Here is a 16,643-nt window from a genome sequence, read left to right as displayed (position 1 = left end):
CATGACCACGGTCGCCCTGTCAAAAATCTTCCCTTACGACCGGACCATGCAATTGTTCGGCGGCATGTGGTTCTTGTTGCTGGCGCTTGGCGTTGCGATCAAGGTCGGATCGTCGGTTGGTGATCCCTGGCCGTCGCTTCTGTCGAGTTTCTGTCTCGCTGTCTTCTACGTGCTGCTGGCGCTGTTGATCATCACGCGGCCGCCGGCAAAGGCGCACGCGAATGGCCTTCTCCCAAGGATCGCAGCGTTCGTCGGCACCTACATGCCATGGACCATCGCCTTCTTCGGCGAAACCGACAAAGCGTTGCCGAATCTGGCGTCCACCGCTTGCGTGTTGATCGGCATGGTCATGATGCTGGTCACCATCAGGCATCTCGGCAGGTCGTTCAGTCTGGTGCCGCAGGCGCGTAACGTCGTGCAAACGGGTCCGTACCGCTGGATCAAGCACCCGCTCTATCTTGCCGAAGAGATCGCGCTGTTGGGTGTGGTGCTGAGAAGCCTGACGCCGCTGACAGTGATCCTGCTCGTCCTGCATATCGGCGTCCAGATTTGCCGAATTCATTACGAAGAGGACCTGCTTCGGCGCAACTGCCCTGAATATTCGAGTTACGAGGCTTCGCGCTGGAGGGTGATCCCTTACGTTTGGTGAGTGTTGTTGATCCGGTCCATGACCGGACCGGTGAATATCGGTCGAGGTAACTCATGAGCCGCAATAAGTCGTTCATCGCGGATCAACGTGGCGCCGTCGCGCTTGAGACCATGATCGTTTACATATTCCTGGTTTCGTTCCTGCTTGTGCCGCTCGCCGACGTAGCCGCCGCGGGCTTCCAGTTTACCGCCGCGTGGTCGGCGTTGCGCGGCTACGGCCAATATTTGCAGTACTACAATCCGCTCGGCCCCGACGGTACGGTGACCTGGAGGCCGGGGCTGCAGAACACAGTCGGCGGTTATACGATCGGCAACATCCAGGTCATATGCGGAGATGCGGGCGCTGCCTGCTCGTCGAGCAATCTTGCCTCACCGAAATACTTTACATTTACGACGACTGTCACTTTGGCTCCGATTGGTTCTCTTTGGAGACCGGTGCTTTGTCCCACCTCTTGTACGTACACGCTGCTTTATTCAGAACGTTTCCAGTAGGTGTTGCCATGCGTGATCTGATCCATTCGCGACGAGGCTCAACCGCATTCGCGACAGCCATCGCTCTCGTGCCGCTCATCGGAGTGGTCTCGCTTGGGGCCGAGGCCGGATCCTGGTACGTCACCAAGAAGAACGCGCAGAACGCCGCCGATGCGGCAGCCTATTCGGGCGCCTTGCGGCTTGCATGCACGATTGCCGGCGCGTCGAACTGCGATCCACAAACAGTGGATTATCGCGGCAAGGAATTCGCGGCACAGAATGCATTTTGCAACTCAAATCCAAAGGACAACACGGCCTATCCCGGGAGCCATTGTGTGACGACCCTTCCGAACAAGATCTCGCGGGCGGTGCAGATCGATATCGGCGATTTTGTCGGCGACTACAATGGGGGCACATTCACAACGCCACCTAAAGGCACCGGTAATGCCGTTCGCGCCATCGTCAGCCAGCAACAGCCGACCTACTTGGCGGGAGTGCTGGGTGTTAAATCGGTCAACATTCCCTCCCAAGCCATTGCTCTGGTCCAGAACCCGACAAAACTGTGTGCGTTGGCGCTTGGGCCTGACTCAGGCGCGCTTAAGCTTGGTGGCAACCTCAGCAACAACGGAACTGGCTGCGGGATGATGTCGGACACCACCGTTCAGTTTGCCAGCACGCCAACTTTCACGGGTTCGGGATGGGCGGTTTACGGTCAAACTGGCTGCACCCCAGTCAGTACGTGCGGCAACATCACTGTGACGCACAACTATTTTATGCCGAACGCAACCAATCCGCTTAGCAAGTTGAACAGCGAATCGTTCAACAGCAGGACTGGCAGTTCCAATCCGAAGACAAAGGTAACATGTCCCACCTCGCCAGCGCCGCCCGCCGGCACCAAGACTTGTTATACGACGTCCCCGAATGCTCCTCCTGCCACTGGGGCGTATGGAAGCCTGACGGTGACGACCGGAGACTGGTTGGATTTCGCTCCGGGCACGTACGTCTTTTATAATGCGACAATAAAAATCAATGGCGGAACGGTCACCTGCAACGCCTGCACAAAATGGCCGCCTGCTGGCACAGGTCTGGGCGTGACCCTGGTATTGTTGGGAGATTCGAGCCTTTCCATCAGCGGCGGCACGGTTGCTCTCTCTGCTCCCGTCACCAACACGTTTTCGGCAGATCTGAACGGCGTTTTGATCGACGATCAGGCGCCGACGAAGTCCAGCAATGCCGTCACGATCAACGGCGGTGGTGCGGTCGCATTAGGCGGGGCGGTGTATTTCCCGTTCGTCGACGTGACCTGGAATGGAGGGACTCAAAGTTCAAACACGACGTGTTCAGAGGTGATCGCCAAAACACTCACCATGAGCGGGGGCGGCTTCCTGAGCACGCAAGGGTGTGGTCCCGTCGCTTACACCCAGGTTGTCGGTTTGGTGCTGTGATGAGAAAGCTCGACAATCGCGGTGTCGCGGCGTTCGAATTCGTCCTCGTCTTCACAGCGCTTTTCACATTGATATTCGCAATCTTCGATGTCGGACGCTATGCGATTACCATACAATCCCTGCGGACACTCGCGAGCGCGGGCGCCCGGGCAACGATGATCAGGTGCTACACACCTGATGTGACCAACAACACATCACCCTCCGGTTGTATCGATATCAACACCTACCTGCCTGTCGCACAGAGGAAGAATATTGCGCCTTTCCTGTATTTCGGCGGCCTCACGCCGACAATGACCGCAGGATCCAGCCCCAGCAATCTGACCATTACAGCTTCTCAAACAGCCTTTAAAATGCTGATGCCGATATGGGGCACAAAATTGAATGCGCCGAGCGCCTCCACGAGCATTCCCTTTTAGTACCCCGGGATCAGCCAATGAGCACCCGACCGGCCTCAATGGGCTTGGCCCGACTCACCCTGAATATGGCAGCATACCTTACGTTTACCCGATCGCCTCGCGGCTGCGCCGGTCCGCGTTGGCGCGTCCGTGGACATCACCATGTGGGCGAGCCAGCGACATTCGACGATGGAAGCAGAGGAAATGATGCTTGCTGGCAACATTGCCAAGTTTTCTGTGCCGTTTGAGAGCGTTCAGTCAGCGTCTCTTCTTGCAAGAAGGCTGTTTGAGGGACGATGATCTTGGAAGCATGTAAGTAACGAATTGTAGTGGGACAGCTTGTAAACTCTGCGTCGTGATACGCAGAGGAGAATTGTTGGGGACATCGAGCACGTAGATTTGCGGGGATAGCCGCGGATCACAGTGGGGGACTCGAATGGGTGGTCATCGCGTTTCGGGTAAGAAGGTAGGGCGGCTTCTCGCCTTCGGTGCGATGGGGCTGGCGGTGGCGCTCGCCTCGTATGGGTTCGCGGATCCTGCGGCGGCTGCGGACCGGCGGGGCTCCTCGGGCGGCGTCTTCGTCAGCGAAATGAACGACGTCCAGCGGGTCAAGGTCGTCGTCAACAAGTCGCGCACCTTCAAGGTCGACACACCCTTTGCGACGATCGTGGCGGGCTCGTCTGACATCGTCGATGTGAAGTCGCTGAGCGATCACCTCATCTACGTCCAGGGCAAGCAGACCGGCACCACGAATGTCATCCTTCTCGACTCCTCGATGAAGCAGATCGGCATCCTCGACGTCGAGGTCGTGATCGATACCGGCAATCTCCAGCAGAACATTCGCAGCAGCACTGGCGGGCAGGGGATCCGCGTCTCGGCATCCGAGGGCCAGGTGGTGCTCAGCGGAACGGCCGCCGATGCGGTTACGGCCGAGCGGGCCATGGCGATCGCCACCAGCACGGTCGCGAAAGGGGGCACGGTCGTCAACGCGATGAGCGTCGCGGCCCCGCAGCAGGTGATGCTGGAGGTGCGCTTTCTCGAGGTTTTCAGGCAGGCTGGCCGCGACCTTGGTATGAACCTTTATGCCGCGAACGCCAGCGGATCGAATATTGGTAATACTGGCCTCGGCGGGTCGAATTCGATCAACCCGAATAGCGGCCGAGTGGCGATGCCAAACGTGGGCCCGCCGGCTGGCTCTATCCCATTGCTCGGTACATTGAATACGCTTGTTGGCACTGCGGGCGGTGTGGCTCCTGTCCCGTTCGGAAGCTTGTTGACCAGCATCATCCGAACCAGCAACGGCGGCTCGGTGGACTTGTTGATCTCGGCGCTAGAAACGAAGGGATTGGCTCGCCGGCTGGCGGAGCCTAACTTGACGACGCTTTCCGGTGATGCAGCCCGCTTCCTGGCCGGCGGCGAGTTTCCAGTGCCGATACCGACCCAGACGACGAACGGTTTTCCCACCATCACGATCGATTACAAGAAGTTCGGTGTTGAGCTCTCCTTCGTCCCCACCGTGCTCTCGCGCGGCGTGATCAATCTTCGGGTCGAGCCATCCGTGAGCGAGCTTGATTTCACCAATGCGATTACCATCCAGGGCACGACCGTTCCGGCCCTCACCCGACGCGATGCGCGAACGACGGTGGAGTTGCGCGACGGCCAGAGCTTTGCAGTCGCCGGCCTGCTCCAGACCCGCAATCGCCAGGACGTTTCGCAATTGCCCTGGATCGGCTCGGTGCCCGTGCTTGGGACCTTGTTCAGCAGCAAGTCGTACCAGCAGGAGGAAACGGATCTGGTGATCATCGTGACGCCGCACCTGGTCGCGCCGGCGGCCCCCGGTCAGCAATTGGCGTCGCCGCTCGATTCCCGCCTGCCGGCGAACGATGTCGACTTCTTCCTCAACGGCCAGATGGAAGTTCGCAAACGTTACAATGACTACGTCAATTCCGGTGGCGAGGTGAAGGGTCCCTACGGCCACATCATCGCTCCTGAAGTCCGAGCGCCCGTCGTGGCTCCGGCCGCTGCTGTCGATCAGCCGGTCGTGAAAACCCTCAACTAGAGGAAGCGAGAGATGACCATAAGGTATCTGGCTCTGTTCGCGCCCTTCCTCCTTGGGGGGTGTTATGGTCTCGCCGGTCATGATGAGGTGGACCGCTATTTCCAGCGTTCCGACACCATTACGATGACCGCCGGCGATGCCAAGCAGGTCAACGCCGTCACCCACACGATCCATCCATGGCCGCGATACGTCGGTGATCGCCGGATCGCATACGATGCGCGACGTGTGGGCGCCGCCGTGACGCGCTATGGCAACACGAAACAGCCTGTGGATCAGCTTCCCGACAACGGCGATCCGACGAAACAGATGGGCGTGCGGACTGCTCCAACCCAGAACATCAGCGTGGAAGGATTGGGGGCGGGAACATCGTCGGGAATCTCAGTGCCGGTCGGCGGGCCAGCGCCAGGAAGTAGGTAGTGGTTTTTTGGTAAGTGAGTTGAGCCACGGGTATTTGCGCTTGGTGCAGTGAATGCGCTGAACCGGGCGGGGGACAAGGGTTATGCGACGTGCCATTGTAATGCTAGCCTGCTGCTGGTTGGCGCCAGGCCTTGCGGGATGTGACTACACCACGAGGGAAGCCGCCATCGTGGCTCCCGTCGATCCGCCGGGCGGCGACCCCGTGCAGGAGCCGACCGACGTCAAGTACTACCCCTCGGACGAGCCTGTGCGGCTGGGCCTGGAGCATTACAATCGCGGCAGTTACGGAATCTCACAGCGCTATTTCAAGGATGCCGTCGAGAAATCACCCAAGGACGTCACGGCCTGGATTGGGCTCGCCGCAAGCTACGACAAGCTGCGCCGCTTCGACCTTGCCGACCAGGCTTATGCTCAGGCGATCCGCCTGGGAGGCGAGACTGTGCAGATCCTGAACGATCAGGGATATTCGTACATGCTGCGCGGCAATCTGAGTGCGGCGCGCCGAAAGTTCGAGAAAGCTTATTCGCTCGATCCAGGCAACCCGGTCATTGCCAATAACCTAGAGCTTCTCAACGGCAGCCGGCGGTTCATTGAAAGACCGCCAAACAACCAGCCTTAAGTGGTCGATCGGCTGCTGCGATCACGGCCAACTCTCGTCAATTTGGCCCAATCACAGCATCAGCGTGACGGCTGCCACTGCGGACGATGACAACAACGCCATTGCGAACGGTAAATCGTGCGCCGAGCAGTTTCCGCACCTTCTCCGTGATCGGAGAGGGAAAGGCAACGGTTTCTCCCACGACGGGATCGCCGACCTTTATCGTCTCAGTCGCGGGGCCAGCAACTGGTGCAGGCTTGATATAGTCTCGGACAAGCTGAATCTCTTCACGTGACAGGATGAGCGGAGCCTGGTCGGGTAGGGTCTCCGACGGCGCCTTGGGCGTTCCACTGCTTGCCTTTTCACGCATCTCATTGGCGCTTGCGATCTGATCGAGCCTGGCTACGTGTAGCTTGAGCGCGATGATGTCACGTTGCAGTGTTGCGATCTCCAATTTGTGCGCATTGACCTGCATGAAGACCATGATCGCGCAAACGCAACTCACGACGAAGCCGACGCTCAGCAGTGCGATCGACCACCGCTCGAAGTTTCCCATCGACCCTCCGGTCGTCCGGGGGAGTTGATCGCGCTGGAGATGGCGCCGCCAGATGCGACGTGCTCGATCGCGCCAATTGGTCGAGCCCGTTACGCCGGTCGCCGCCCGGCCCGACCCAAAATGCGCGGGCGACGAGGCGGCTTCCCCTCGGGCCGCATCAACGAATGATTCCGTGTCGACTTGCTCTAGCTCTAGATTCTCGCGATCCGCCGTCGTCAGATGAGCGGCAGGGTGGAAGGGCTCCATCTGCTTATCGAGCCGGCCCATCTCCGCTCTCCATGCAGCCATCTATCAACTTCAGAAGTTCCGCCGACTCGGCCAGAATAGGATACCCGGGGAGCCGATCAATCGGAACGGAAAAGACTCTAAGCCGCGGCGTGAGTCGCTCCAAGCGTAGGGCGAACCGGCGCCCGCTGCAGTTTGAGAAGTCCAGAGGTGCGACCGCTAAGTCATTGAATATCAATAACCCGCAGCTGACTCCTACCGCTTCTGATCAGCAAGCTCATGCTTGTTGTCGTGGCCGCCGATGACGGCCAGGATGCCGGCGATAGATGTTCTAGAAATGAATCGCGTGTCCAAGCGATTTCAGTGCTGCCTCGTGAAACGCTTCGCTTTGGGTCGGATGCGCGTGGATGGTCATCGCGATATCCTCGAGCCGCGCGCCCATCTCCAGCGCTAGGCTGAATGCGGCTGAAAGCTCGGCAATGCCGACGCCTACGCCCTGGATACCAAGCAAAAGATGGTTGTCGGCCCGCGCAACGGTCCGGATGAAGCCGTCCTCGCGCTCCAGCGTCAGTGCGCGGCCGTTGGCCTTGAAAGGGAAGAGATCCGTCTTGACATCGAAACCCCTGCCGCTTGACTCGCTCGGTGACAGGCCGACGGTCACGATCTCTGGATCCGTGAAGCAGATCGCCGGGATCGAAACCCGATCCCAGGCGCGGCGCTGACCGGCGACGATCTCTGCGACCATTTCGCCCTGCGCCATGGCGCGATGGGCCAGCATCGGCTCTCCCGTGACGTCGCCGATCGCGTAGATGCCGCGCATCGACGTGCGGCACCGGTCGTCGATCCTGATGAAAGGCCCACTCCTGTCGAGATCGAGAATCTCGAGGCCAAAGCCAGACGTCACAGGCCTACGGCCGACCGTAACCAGAAATTTGTCGGCATCCAGCGTCGTCTGCTGGCCGTCGGCGGTCTCGATCGCGAGCGCGGTGCCATCCGCGACGAGCGCCTTGGCTTTCGCGCTTGTCAGAACAGAGACTCCTAGCGCGCTCAGGCGCCGGGCGACCGGTGCGCTTAGCTCGCCATCATATTGCGGCAGAATGCGTGGCGCGGCCTCGACGACCGTGACGGCCGCGCCCATTTTCGCGAACGCCGTGCCGAGCTCCAAACCGATATAGCCGCCGCCGACCACGACCAACTTCTTCGGAATCTCGGCGAGCGCAAGCGCCTCGGTCGACGAGATCACTCGGCCTCCGAGTGGCATGTGCAGAAGCGCGACGGGCTCGGAGCCCGTCGCGATCACCACGGTTTCGGCATGGATCATCTGAGGGCCGGATTGCGTTTCGACTTCGATGGACTTGCCATCGCGAAAGCGAGCGTGCCCGGCGATGAGCCTGACGCCTGCTTTCTTCAGGAGGCCGGCCACGCCGCCGTTCAGGCGCCTGATAATGCCGTCTTTCCAGGCTATGGTCTTGGCGAAATCGAGCGATGGCTTTGTACTGGAGATTCCGAGCTCGCTCTTACCCTCGGCTGCAGCGACAATCGTTTCATACTCGTGGGCCGCGTGAATCACGGCTTTCGAAGGAATGCAGCCGACATTGAGACAGGTGCCACCCGGCTTTTCGGCTTCGATGATAACAGTATCTATGCCGAGCTGACCGGCGCGGATCGCGCAGGTATAGCCGCCGGGGCCCGCGCCGATGACAAGGAGCTTGCAGGTGATTTCAGGCATCGTTCAATCAGTCAATGAAGATCATGGCGGGCGTTTCCAGCAATAGCTTGATGCGTTGCACGAATTGAGCTGCATCGAAGCCGTCGATCACGCGATGGTCGAAGCTGGATGACAGGTTCATCATCTGGCGCGGCACAAAGGCCGTGCCGTCCCAGTGCGGCCGGATGGCGATCCGGTTGACGCCGACGATCGCGACCTCCGGATGATTGATGATGGGCGTCGTCGCGAGCCCGCCCAGCGCGCCGAGCGATGTGATGGTGATCGTTGAGCCGGTGAGTTCGTCGCGAGTCGCGTTGCCGTGGCGAGCCGCCTCGGCGAGCCGCGCGACCTCGGTGGCGCAATCCCAGATATCGCGCGCCTCCGCATGCCGGACGACGGGGACCATCAGACCGGTCGGGGTCTGGGTGGCTATCCCGATGTGAACGCCGGCGTGCTGGTGCACGATCCCGGCCTCATCGTCGAAATGGGCATTGAGATGCGGCAGCTCGGCGATTGCGCGTACCATGGCGCGCATCAGGAACGGCAGCAATGTCAGCTTCGGCTTGCCCGGCCGCTTCTGGCCGTTGACCTTCGCGCGCAGATCCTCGAGAGCCGTGACATCAACCTCTTCGACATAGGTGATGTGCGGCATGCGGGAGTTCGCAATCGACATTTTCTCGGCGATCTTGCGGCGCAAGCCGACGATCTTGATATCGGTGACCGCAGTTTGCGCCGGATGCGGCCTCGCTGTCGTCCCGGTGCGGCCCCGCGCGAGATAGCCGTCGAGATCATCGTGAGTGATCCGCCCAGCCGGGCCGGTACCGCGAATCTGCCGCAAGTCGACGCCTGCCTCGCGGGCGCGGAGGCGGACAGCGGGAGCGGCCAAAGGGCGTTCGACTGCGCGGTGAAGGGGCGAGGCGGAGGGCTGCGAGCCCTGCGCGTCCGGCGGCTCGCTCGCCGGCGCCCGCGGCGCGGTTGCGACAGGATCGGACCTCTTGGCCGCAGCAGCCGTCACGTGCGATGCGAGCTTGGCCTGCTCCTTCGCCGGCTCGCCCTTGCCGTCGACCTCCAGCCGAACGAAGTCCGAACCGATGGCCAGAAGATCGCCCACATTGCCGGCGAGCCAGGTGACGCGTCCGTCCGTCGGCGCGGGAATTTCCACCGTCGCCTTGTCGGTCATGACGGCGCCGAGCACGGCGTCCTCCCGGACGACGTCACCGACTTTCACATGCCATTCCACGAGCTCGGCTTCGGCGATGCCTTCGCCGACGTCCGGCAGCCTGACCACGCGCTCGGCCATCTCAAGCCTCCAGCGTTTCGATTAGCGCGCGACCGATCCGCGCCGGTCCTGGGAAGTAGTCCCATTCCTGCGCATGCGGGTAGGGCGTATCCCAGCCGGCAACGCGAACGATCGGTGCCTCCAGATGATAGAAGCATCGCGTCTGGACCAGCGCGCAGAGCTCGGCCCCGAAGCCGGATGTGAGCGTTGCCTCGTGCACGATCACGCAGCGTCCGGTCTTCCTGACCGAGGCTTCGATGGTATCGAGATCGAGCGGCAGCAAGGTACGCAGATCGATGATCTCCGCGTCGATACCGGTTTCCGCCGCGGCCGTCTCGGCGACGTGAACCATCGTGCCGTAGGCAAGGATGGTGACGGCCGTGCCCTGCCTGCGGATGGCAGCGCGGCCGAGCGGAATTGCAAAATGTCCGTCGTCGACCTCACCAAGATCATGCTTCGACCACGGCGTCACCGGCCGGTCATGATGGCCATCGAACGGGCCGTTATAGAGCCGCTTCGGCTCCAGGAAGATCACGGGATCGGGGTCCTCGATGGCAGAAATCAAGAGGCCCTTGGCGTCGCGCGGGTTCGACGGCACGACGGTCTTGATACCGCAGACATGGGTGAACAGCGCTTCCGGGCTCTGGCTATGAGTCTGCCCGCCAAAGATGCCGCCGCCGGTGGGCATGCGAACGACGAGCGGGCAGGTGAATTGACCGTTGGAGCGGTAGCGCAGCCGCGCGGCTTCCGAGACGATCTGGTCGTAGGCCGGATACATGTAATCGGCAAACTGGATCTCGACACAGGGTTTCAAGCCATAGGCTGCCATGCCAACGGCGATACCGACGATACCGAGCTCGCTGATCGGCGTATCGAAGCAGCGGCTCGTTCCATATTTCGCTTGCAGGCCCTGCGTTGCCCGGAATACGCCGCCAAAATAGCCGACGTCCTCGCCGAACACGACGACGTCACCGTCGCGCGACATCATCACGTCCATGGCCTCGCGGATCGCCTCGATCATGGTTTTGCGCGGCATCGCTCAGACTCCGGCTTCCTGGCGCTGCCGGCGTAGATGCGGCGGCATCTCCGAGAACACGCCTTCGAACATGTCGTGCGCCGAGGCATGCTGAGGGGAATGCAGCGTGCCGTGGCTCTCGGCCTCCTTCTGCGCCGCGATCACGGTGTCCATGATCTCGGCCTCCGCCTGCTTCTGCCGCTCTTCTGACCAGGCGCCGCGTACGATCAAATGGTTCTTCAGCCTGATCACGGGGTCTCCCAGCGGCCATGCCTCCGATTCCGTCTTCGGCCGATAGCCCGCGGGATCGTCCGAGGTGGAATGGGCGCCGACGCGATAGGTCACGTGCTCGATCAGGGTCGGGCCGAGATTGCGGCGGGCGCGCTCGCAGGCCCATTTTGCGACTGCGTGGACCGCGAGGTAATCGTTGCCGTCAACGCGTAGCGCCGGAATGCCGAAGCCGAGGCCGCGCGCGGCGAACGTGCCGGAGCCGCCGCGCGCGATGCCCTGGAACGTCGAGATGGCCCATTGATTGTTGACGATGTTGAGCACGACCGGCGCGCGGTAGGTCGAGGCGAACACCAGCGCGGCATGAAAGTCGGATTCGGCGGTTGCGCCGTCGCCGATCCAGCCGACTGCGATCTTGGTATCGTTCTTGATCGCAGATGCCATCGCCCAGCCGACCGCCTGGATGTACTGAGTGGCAAGATTGCCGGAGATCGAGAAGAAGCCATGCTCCCGGGAGGAATACATCACGGGCAGTTGGCGTCCCTTCAGGGGATCGTGCGTGTTGGAGTAGATCTGGCAGGCCATCTCGACCAGCGAATAACCGCCGGCGATCAAGAGGCCCGCCTGGCGGTAGGTGGGAAAGTTCATGTCGCCCGGGAGAAGTGCCTTGCGAAAGGCGCAGCTCACGGCCTCTTCGCCCATATGCTGCATATAGAACGATGTCTTGCCCTGGCGCTGCGCCATCTGCATCCGCGCGTCGAACGCGCGCAGCGTCATCATGTGACGCAGGCCCTCGAGCAATTCGTCGTCGCTAAGCTGGCCGGCCCAGGGACCGACGGCCTCGCCGTCGCGATTGAGCACGCGGATGACTGAAAAGGCGAGGTCGCGTATCGCCTCGGCGTCCACGTCGACGCTGGGACGATCCACCTGACCCGCGCGCGGGATGCGGATGTTCGAGAAATCGGGCGTGCCGCCCGGGCGCACTGCCGGTTCCGGCACGTGCAGCTTCAGTGGCGCAGGCTCCGTGGATTGAGCTGCCTCGCGCTGCGGGATCACGGTGTCATGTGTGAGGTCGGAGTCGGGCATTGGCATTCACCTCTCACCTCGATCGCATCGATGCAGAACAACGCGCCAACCCGGCGAACGAGCCGGTCGACGATGTCGCGGTCATCAATGTCTATGGAAGCCGAGATGCGGCATTCGCTCGCTTCTGCCCGTGCGCTGACGGCAGTAAGCCGCAGCCCTGCAACGCGCGCCTGGTCGAGCAGGCGACCGAGTGCGGCGTGCATATCGCTGGTCTGGAGTTCGAGAAGAAACACCGCATATGTCTCGTTTTACTGGCATAACGTACTGGAAAAGGTCAGGATTGTTGTTCCTTTAATCTGGGTGCAGCTTGGATTGGCAGTATGGATATTCTACATTCAGACTATAAGCCCAGAATGGAGTTCTCGGTATGGCGCCAGTCGAACGTGCCGCAGGGCCGGTCAAATCTCCCCGGAAGGATGCGCTTCGGCTCGACGAGATCGATCGCAAGATCCTGCGCGCGTTGCAGCAGGATGCGCGCCTGACGACGGCGCAACTCGCCGAGAGAGTCGGGCTCTCCACCACGCCATGCTGGAACAGGCTGAAGCGTTTGGAGACGCAGGGCTATATCGATGGCTACGTCGCGCTGCTCAATCAGGATAAGCTCGGCCTGCCTGAAACAGTCATCATAGAGCTGACGCTCGATCGCCACGACGAGGAGATGCTCGAACGTTTCGGCCAATTGCTCACGAGCTTGCCGGAGGTGATCGAAGCCTATCTCACCACCGGCGACTACGACTACGTCGTGAAGGTCGCGGTCGAGAGCACCGCCGGTTACGAACGTTTCCTGCGCGAAAAGCTCTATCGCATCCCAGGCATCCGCCACAGCCGCTCATCGTTTGCGCTGCGCTGCCTGAAGAAGCTGACCTCAGTGCAGGTCTAGCGAGGAGTGGCGCTTCATCGCAACGGCTCCGCCCTGCCGCATCGGCAGGAATCCGTTGCAATCACGCCTCTCCGAGCAGATGGAACGGGAACGGGCTGCGGTGCAGTCGATAGCGCAGTGCATCGCATTTTTTCAGAATACAAACCCTGCGTTTCAGTCAGCATCCACCTCATCGGCCCAATCAAGGCGCAAGCCGGGCCAGCGTGCCGGCTTGTGCGGCAGCGACCGCATCGGCGGCATCCTCGGGCAGCAGCAGGCGATCATCGACCATCCGCGCTGTCGCGGCCTTGACCGCTGCGACGTAAGACTCCGGCGTGGGATAGAGCTCCTCAATCGACGGACGCGGATCGCCATTCGCGAGACGCTCTGTGCGAGAGCCGGCGAAGGGAAGGGTGCCGCCCATCTGGGTGCAGAGCGTCTGCGCGCCATCGGCGCCGGCGATCGGGTTCCAGCCCGTATAGGTCGCGCGCGGCGCGGCGAGCAGCGGCAGGCGGATGCCCGCAAGCGCATTGCCGTCAGCGCCTGCGCGCGGCAGGTAGAGCGGATACTCGCCATGCACCTTCGGCAACGGCGCGGCCTGCTCGATCGCTTCCGCATGCGCATATTGCGCGCGATAGAACAGCCCCGGGATCGGCACCGGATAGACGTCGCCGGCTGCAACCAGCGTATTCTGCGCCAGCGTGGGATAGCGGCTCGCCGGCGGCGCGACGCCGTCGGTGATCCAGGCGCGCAGATCCGTGAGCAGCGCCCGGTAGGCCGGGCCGCCATACACTGGATTGAGCGACAACGTGCAAGCAGGCTTGCGGGTGACGACCGCGCTCGCGACATTGCCGTGCGGCATGCCGGCTATCATGTAGAGCCGCACCTCGGGCGGTGGCTCCAGATTGCGCCCGCGCGTGTCGGTGACGAGCAGGCTCGCTTCTGAGCCCCAGAACTCGAACTCTGAATCCACCTGCATGATGCGCGGACAGGTATTGGTCAGGCTGCAGCGCAGCAGCAGACCGTCGCGCCGGCCGGTGAAGGCATCCTCGGTGACGGCATAGGTGAAGGGAAAACGCAGCACCGGATAAAGCCGATCGAACTCCGGCCCCGGATTGCGGCCGGGCTCGGCGAAGCGGTCATTGGTGAAGCTGCGCCGCGCGCCGGGGATGATCGGCATCATCGCTTCGAACACCAGCCGCCCGGCTTCGTCCTCATTCATGCCATGGTAAAGCACGTCACGGAGCACCCGGCCCGATTGCGAGATCCCAAGCCCGATTGCGCGCGAGACGCTGCTCTGCCCGTCGACCGCGAGCGGATTCGCCGAACTGCCTTCGCGGCGCAGGAATGAGACGACATCGCGAATGGCGGCAAGGCCCATGCCGATCACCTTTGGATCGCGCGCCGTATAGGTCATCTCGTAGAGCGCATCCGGAATCATGCCGGGCGGCCGTGTAATCTCGATGCTGGTGTCGTCGACGAAGCTGAATTTGAGCTCGGGTGGATTTTGCCTGGGATCGTCGGCGCGGGGGCGCACCGTCAGATGGGCGCTTGCCCGGTCGGCGACCGGATAACTCAGCGTCGCGCGATGCGGGCTGGTGTTGTCGCCGAAGCTCCATTCTTCTCGTATGGTTTCAGTGAGTCCGGCGATGACCGGCACACGGATGCCCAACAGGCCGGGGCCCGTAGGTGCATCCGCCTGCCACCCGGCCCAAACCAGTGTATATCCCTGCGCAAGCAGGAAACCGCGGCCGGCGTCATCAGCCTCCTCGAGGTGCACGCTGCCCTTGATCGAGCTGTCGTCGAACCAAGCCGAAATGAGTCGGCGCCCGCGGTTCGGGATCTCGAACAGGAGAATGCCGTTCGGATGGGCGGGGCGGACGATTATGACGTCGCTGGTGGCCTCGACCTTGCCCTCCGCATTGCGCGGCGCACGCTCGAGATCGGCGATCACAGCATTGCGGGGATTGGCCGGATCGAGCGCAATGGTTGCACTCGCCGCGATCTTCTCGACCTGACCGGCGGCACCGAAGCTGCGGCCCTGCAGGGCGGATGTGGTGCGCTCGAGGACGTTGAAGCGGGTCACTTCGGACTTGGCAGACGTGGCAAGCGCGAGGACTATCAGTCCGCTCAATAGCGCGCGGTGGCGTACCATGTCGTGCCTCCTCCCAGAATCCTGACTCCGCGAGTAGAGCGCGGCGCGCTCGAGGTGGCAAGCCGCGCAAGCGTAGCCGCCGGATCGTGATGCTCGAGACGGTCGCCAACCCGAGAATTGTCGGCCTGGCAAACGTTCGGCTGCATATCTCTCCCGAGCCGGCGAGGCACAGGCGCTGGCGTGCCGGGATGATGTAGGAAAGGCTTGCCGCCCCTCTTCGGCAAACTCGTGCTTGCTGTCGTGGCCGCCGATGAGGGCGAGGATGCCCGCGATCAGGGGCAGCACTGCGAGCACCAGGAGGCCAGTCGAGGTCTGGCCCGTGGCTTCCTTGACCCACCCGATCAGATAGCGCCAGGCGCGCTGCTCTTCGCGAAAGCTGGGCGTTTGCGAGGGCGTTGACGAAGCGCGTGTTCAGATATCAGGCAGTGCAACGATTATGACGGCAAATCGCGTGGCCTTCGTTTCCTTGGCCGAGCGGAACGATGCAGACCCCGCACGTCCTGCTGTTGAAAGAGCTCCCCGCATAGGCCACGCAACCACTGGTTCGCGGGGTCGTGATGGAAGCGGGCGTGCCAATATTGCTTCACGGTAAAATCGGCGATCGCCAGTGGGCAATCGAGCACGCGCAGTCCGTAATAGTGAGCCAGCGTTTCGCCGATGTGCCTTGGAAGCGTTGCGATCAGGTCAGTCGTCCCGACGATTGCGGGTAGCCCCAAAAAGCCCGGGAGCTCAAGCGCAACGTCGAGAAGCATCTGCTGCTCCCGAAGCGCGTCCGCGAGCAATTGATGTCCGGTGCCGGAGCGAATGAGGACGTGCGCCTCACGCCTGAAATCCTTTGCGGTGATGCGGTCACGGATCCGGGCATGTCTTGCGTTCGCAAGGCAGACCCAGTCCTGCGGAAAGAGCGACTGTTGGAAGTGTCCAGCGTCGAGGTCCGAGATGTAGCCGAGCGCCAGATCGGCCTCGCCAGACTGCAGCATTCGTGGGGTATCGCCGCCGATCTGCGCGGCCTCGATACGGATGCCCGGCGCAACACGACGAACGTGGGCGAGCATGGCCGGAAGCAGTGTGATGTGGCTCGCATCCGTCATGCAGATGACGAAGCGCCGCTTTGCAGTCGCTGGATCGAACTCGGAACGAAGCTCCGCCAGACGTCGCAGCATCTCCAGCGCTTGTCTGGCCGTGCCGATGAGCGCCTCGGCGCGCGGAGTCGGCAGCATTCCCTCAGCCGAGCGAATGAAGAGCGGATCGTCCAGTTCCTTCCGCAGGCGCGCCAGCCAGATCGAAATGGTCGGCTGGCTTTGACCGAGCTTTTCGGCTGCCTTGGTGACGCTGCCCGTGGAGAACAATGCGTCAAACAGCCGGAGCAGGCGAGGCTCCAGCAGATTCGTCTCGGAGGGGTCCCGGAGCTTCATTGCAATCCGCAATAATGGGTATAAGGATCATAGCATATCCAAATACAGGGCGGCCTGCTAGCACGCTTCAACGCCAAAAAGGCG

Annotated in this window: 16 protein-coding genes and 1 pseudogene; 8 read left to right on the top strand and 9 right to left on the bottom strand. The window is 61.9% G+C overall.

What is annotated here, in order from left to right; genetic code table 11:
• Position 1 precedes the first annotated feature (1 nt).
• From BM374_RS27020 to BM374_RS26990, 7 genes are all read left to right on the top strand, one after another.
• Positions 2-649: a methyltransferase family protein gene (locus BM374_RS27020; protein ID WP_092299334.1), complete on the top strand. Its 648-nt coding sequence runs from the start codon at positions 2-4 to the stop codon at positions 647-649.
• A 53-nt stretch (positions 650-702) separates the two neighbouring features.
• Entirely contained in the window at positions 703-1,140 is a 438-nt protein-coding gene (locus BM374_RS27015; RefSeq protein WP_092299331.1) for a hypothetical protein, read from the top strand.
• Between the two features lie 8 nt (positions 1,141-1,148).
• A complete protein-coding gene (locus BM374_RS27010) occupies positions 1,149-2,564 on the top strand; it encodes a pilus assembly protein TadG-related protein (RefSeq protein WP_092299328.1) in 1,416 nt (471 codons plus the stop codon).
• A complete protein-coding gene (locus BM374_RS27005) occupies positions 2,561-2,980 on the top strand; it encodes a TadE family protein (RefSeq protein WP_092299325.1) in 420 nt (139 codons plus the stop codon). The genes BM374_RS27010 and BM374_RS27005 overlap by 4 nt, the downstream gene beginning before the upstream one ends.
• Positions 2,981-3,395: 415 nt before the next feature.
• The gene (locus tag BM374_RS27000; protein WP_092299322.1) at positions 3,396-5,018 is read left to right on the top strand and encodes a type II and III secretion system protein family protein; all 1,623 of its coding nucleotides are present in this window, start codon (positions 3,396-3,398) and stop codon (positions 5,016-5,018) included.
• A gap of 12 nt (positions 5,019-5,030) precedes the next feature.
• The gene (locus BM374_RS26995; protein ID WP_092299319.1) at positions 5,031-5,435 is read left to right on the top strand and encodes a hypothetical protein; all 405 of its coding nucleotides are present in this window, start codon (positions 5,031-5,033) and stop codon (positions 5,433-5,435) included.
• Positions 5,436-5,604: 169 nt separating this feature from the next.
• Positions 5,605-6,054, top strand: coding sequence for a tetratricopeptide repeat protein (locus tag BM374_RS26990; protein WP_244552703.1), 450 nt, complete (start codon positions 5,605-5,607; stop codon positions 6,052-6,054).
• 37 nt (positions 6,055-6,091) lie between these two features.
• Here the strand turns inward: BM374_RS26990 and BM374_RS26985 are convergent, their stop codons facing one another.
• The 6 genes from BM374_RS26985 to BM374_RS39200 form a co-directional block, all read right to left on the bottom strand.
• Entirely contained in the window at positions 6,092-6,856 is a 765-nt protein-coding gene (locus BM374_RS26985; protein WP_177248552.1) for a hypothetical protein, read from the bottom strand.
• 289 nt (positions 6,857-7,145) lie between these two features.
• Positions 7,146-8,543, bottom strand: coding sequence for a dihydrolipoyl dehydrogenase (gene lpdA, locus BM374_RS26980; protein WP_092299313.1), 1,398 nt, complete (start codon positions 8,541-8,543; stop codon positions 7,146-7,148).
• Positions 8,544-8,550: 7 nt separating this feature from the next.
• A complete protein-coding gene (locus BM374_RS26975; RefSeq protein WP_092299310.1) occupies positions 8,551-9,822 on the bottom strand; it encodes a dihydrolipoamide acetyltransferase family protein in 1,272 nt (423 codons plus the stop codon).
• A gap of 1 nt (position 9,823) precedes the next feature.
• Entirely contained in the window at positions 9,824-10,837 is a 1,014-nt protein-coding gene (locus tag BM374_RS26970) for an alpha-ketoacid dehydrogenase subunit beta (protein WP_092299307.1), read from the bottom strand.
• A gap of 3 nt (positions 10,838-10,840) precedes the next feature.
• A complete protein-coding gene (locus tag BM374_RS26965) occupies positions 10,841-12,130 on the bottom strand; it encodes a 3-methyl-2-oxobutanoate dehydrogenase (2-methylpropanoyl-transferring) subunit alpha (protein WP_092299304.1) in 1,290 nt (429 codons plus the stop codon).
• The gene (locus BM374_RS39200; RefSeq protein ID WP_143270246.1) at positions 12,097-12,363 is read right to left on the bottom strand and encodes a hypothetical protein; all 267 of its coding nucleotides are present in this window, start codon (positions 12,361-12,363) and stop codon (positions 12,097-12,099) included. The genes BM374_RS26965 and BM374_RS39200 overlap by 34 nt, the downstream gene beginning before the upstream one ends.
• Before the next feature lie 134 nt (positions 12,364-12,497).
• On the opposite strand from BM374_RS39200, the gene BM374_RS26955 reads away from it, so the two are divergent.
• Positions 12,498-13,010, top strand: a complete 513-nt coding sequence (locus tag BM374_RS26955; protein ID WP_092299298.1) for an Lrp/AsnC family transcriptional regulator — start codon at positions 12,498-12,500, stop codon at positions 13,008-13,010.
• Positions 13,011-13,191: 181 nt separating this feature from the next.
• Here the strand turns inward: BM374_RS26955 and BM374_RS26950 are convergent, their stop codons facing one another.
• From BM374_RS26950 to BM374_RS26945, 3 genes and pseudogenes are all read right to left on the bottom strand, one after another.
• Complete coding sequence (locus BM374_RS26950; protein ID WP_092299295.1) at positions 13,192-15,144, bottom strand: alpha/beta hydrolase domain-containing protein; 1,953 nt, start codon at positions 15,142-15,144, stop codon at positions 13,192-13,194.
• 207 nt (positions 15,145-15,351) lie between these two features.
• A pseudogene (locus BM374_RS39520) lies at positions 15,352-15,492 on the bottom strand (MFS transporter); the annotation flags it as partial.
• An 86-nt stretch (positions 15,493-15,578) separates the two neighbouring features.
• Complete coding sequence (locus BM374_RS26945; RefSeq protein WP_092299292.1) at positions 15,579-16,559, bottom strand: LysR family transcriptional regulator; 981 nt, start codon at positions 16,557-16,559, stop codon at positions 15,579-15,581.
• Positions 16,560-16,643 lie beyond the last annotated feature (84 nt).

The organism is Bradyrhizobium sp. Ghvi (genome assembly GCF_900115265.1).
Lineage (GTDB): Bacteria > Pseudomonadota > Alphaproteobacteria > Rhizobiales > Xanthobacteraceae > Bradyrhizobium.
This window is presented reverse-complemented; position numbering and strand designations above follow the sequence as displayed.

Excerpts from the sequence above, each read along its gene's own strand:
- BM374_RS27020 (WP_092299334.1), top strand. The coding sequence starts at position 2 with ATGACCACGGTCGCCCTGTCAAAAATCTTCCCTTACGACCGGACCATG.
- BM374_RS27015 (WP_092299331.1), top strand. The coding sequence starts at position 703 with ATGAGCCGCAATAAGTCGTTCATCGCGGATCAACGTGGCGCCGTCGCG.
- BM374_RS27010 (WP_092299328.1), top strand. The coding sequence starts at position 1,149 with ATGCGTGATCTGATCCATTCGCGACGAGGCTCAACCGCATTCGCGACA.
- BM374_RS27000 (WP_092299322.1), top strand. The coding sequence starts at position 3,396 with ATGGGTGGTCATCGCGTTTCGGGTAAGAAGGTAGGGCGGCTTCTCGCC.
- BM374_RS26995 (WP_092299319.1), top strand. The coding sequence starts at position 5,031 with ATGACCATAAGGTATCTGGCTCTGTTCGCGCCCTTCCTCCTTGGGGGG.
- BM374_RS26985 (WP_177248552.1), bottom strand. The coding sequence starts at position 6,856 with ATGGGCCGGCTCGATAAGCAGATGGAGCCCTTCCACCCTGCCGCTCAT.
- lpdA (WP_092299313.1), bottom strand. The coding sequence starts at position 8,543 with ATGCCTGAAATCACCTGCAAGCTCCTTGTCATCGGCGCGGGCCCCGGC.
- BM374_RS26975 (WP_092299310.1), bottom strand. The coding sequence starts at position 9,822 with ATGGCCGAGCGCGTGGTCAGGCTGCCGGACGTCGGCGAAGGCATCGCC.
- BM374_RS26970 (WP_092299307.1), bottom strand. The coding sequence starts at position 10,837 with ATGCCGCGCAAAACCATGATCGAGGCGATCCGCGAGGCCATGGACGTG.
- BM374_RS26965 (WP_092299304.1), bottom strand. The coding sequence starts at position 12,130 with ATGCCCGACTCCGACCTCACACATGACACCGTGATCCCGCAGCGCGAG.
- BM374_RS26955 (WP_092299298.1), top strand. The coding sequence starts at position 12,498 with ATGGCGCCAGTCGAACGTGCCGCAGGGCCGGTCAAATCTCCCCGGAAG.
- BM374_RS26950 (WP_092299295.1), bottom strand. The coding sequence starts at position 15,144 with ATGGTACGCCACCGCGCGCTATTGAGCGGACTGATAGTCCTCGCGCTT.
- BM374_RS26945 (WP_092299292.1), bottom strand. The coding sequence starts at position 16,559 with ATGAAGCTCCGGGACCCCTCCGAGACGAATCTGCTGGAGCCTCGCCTG.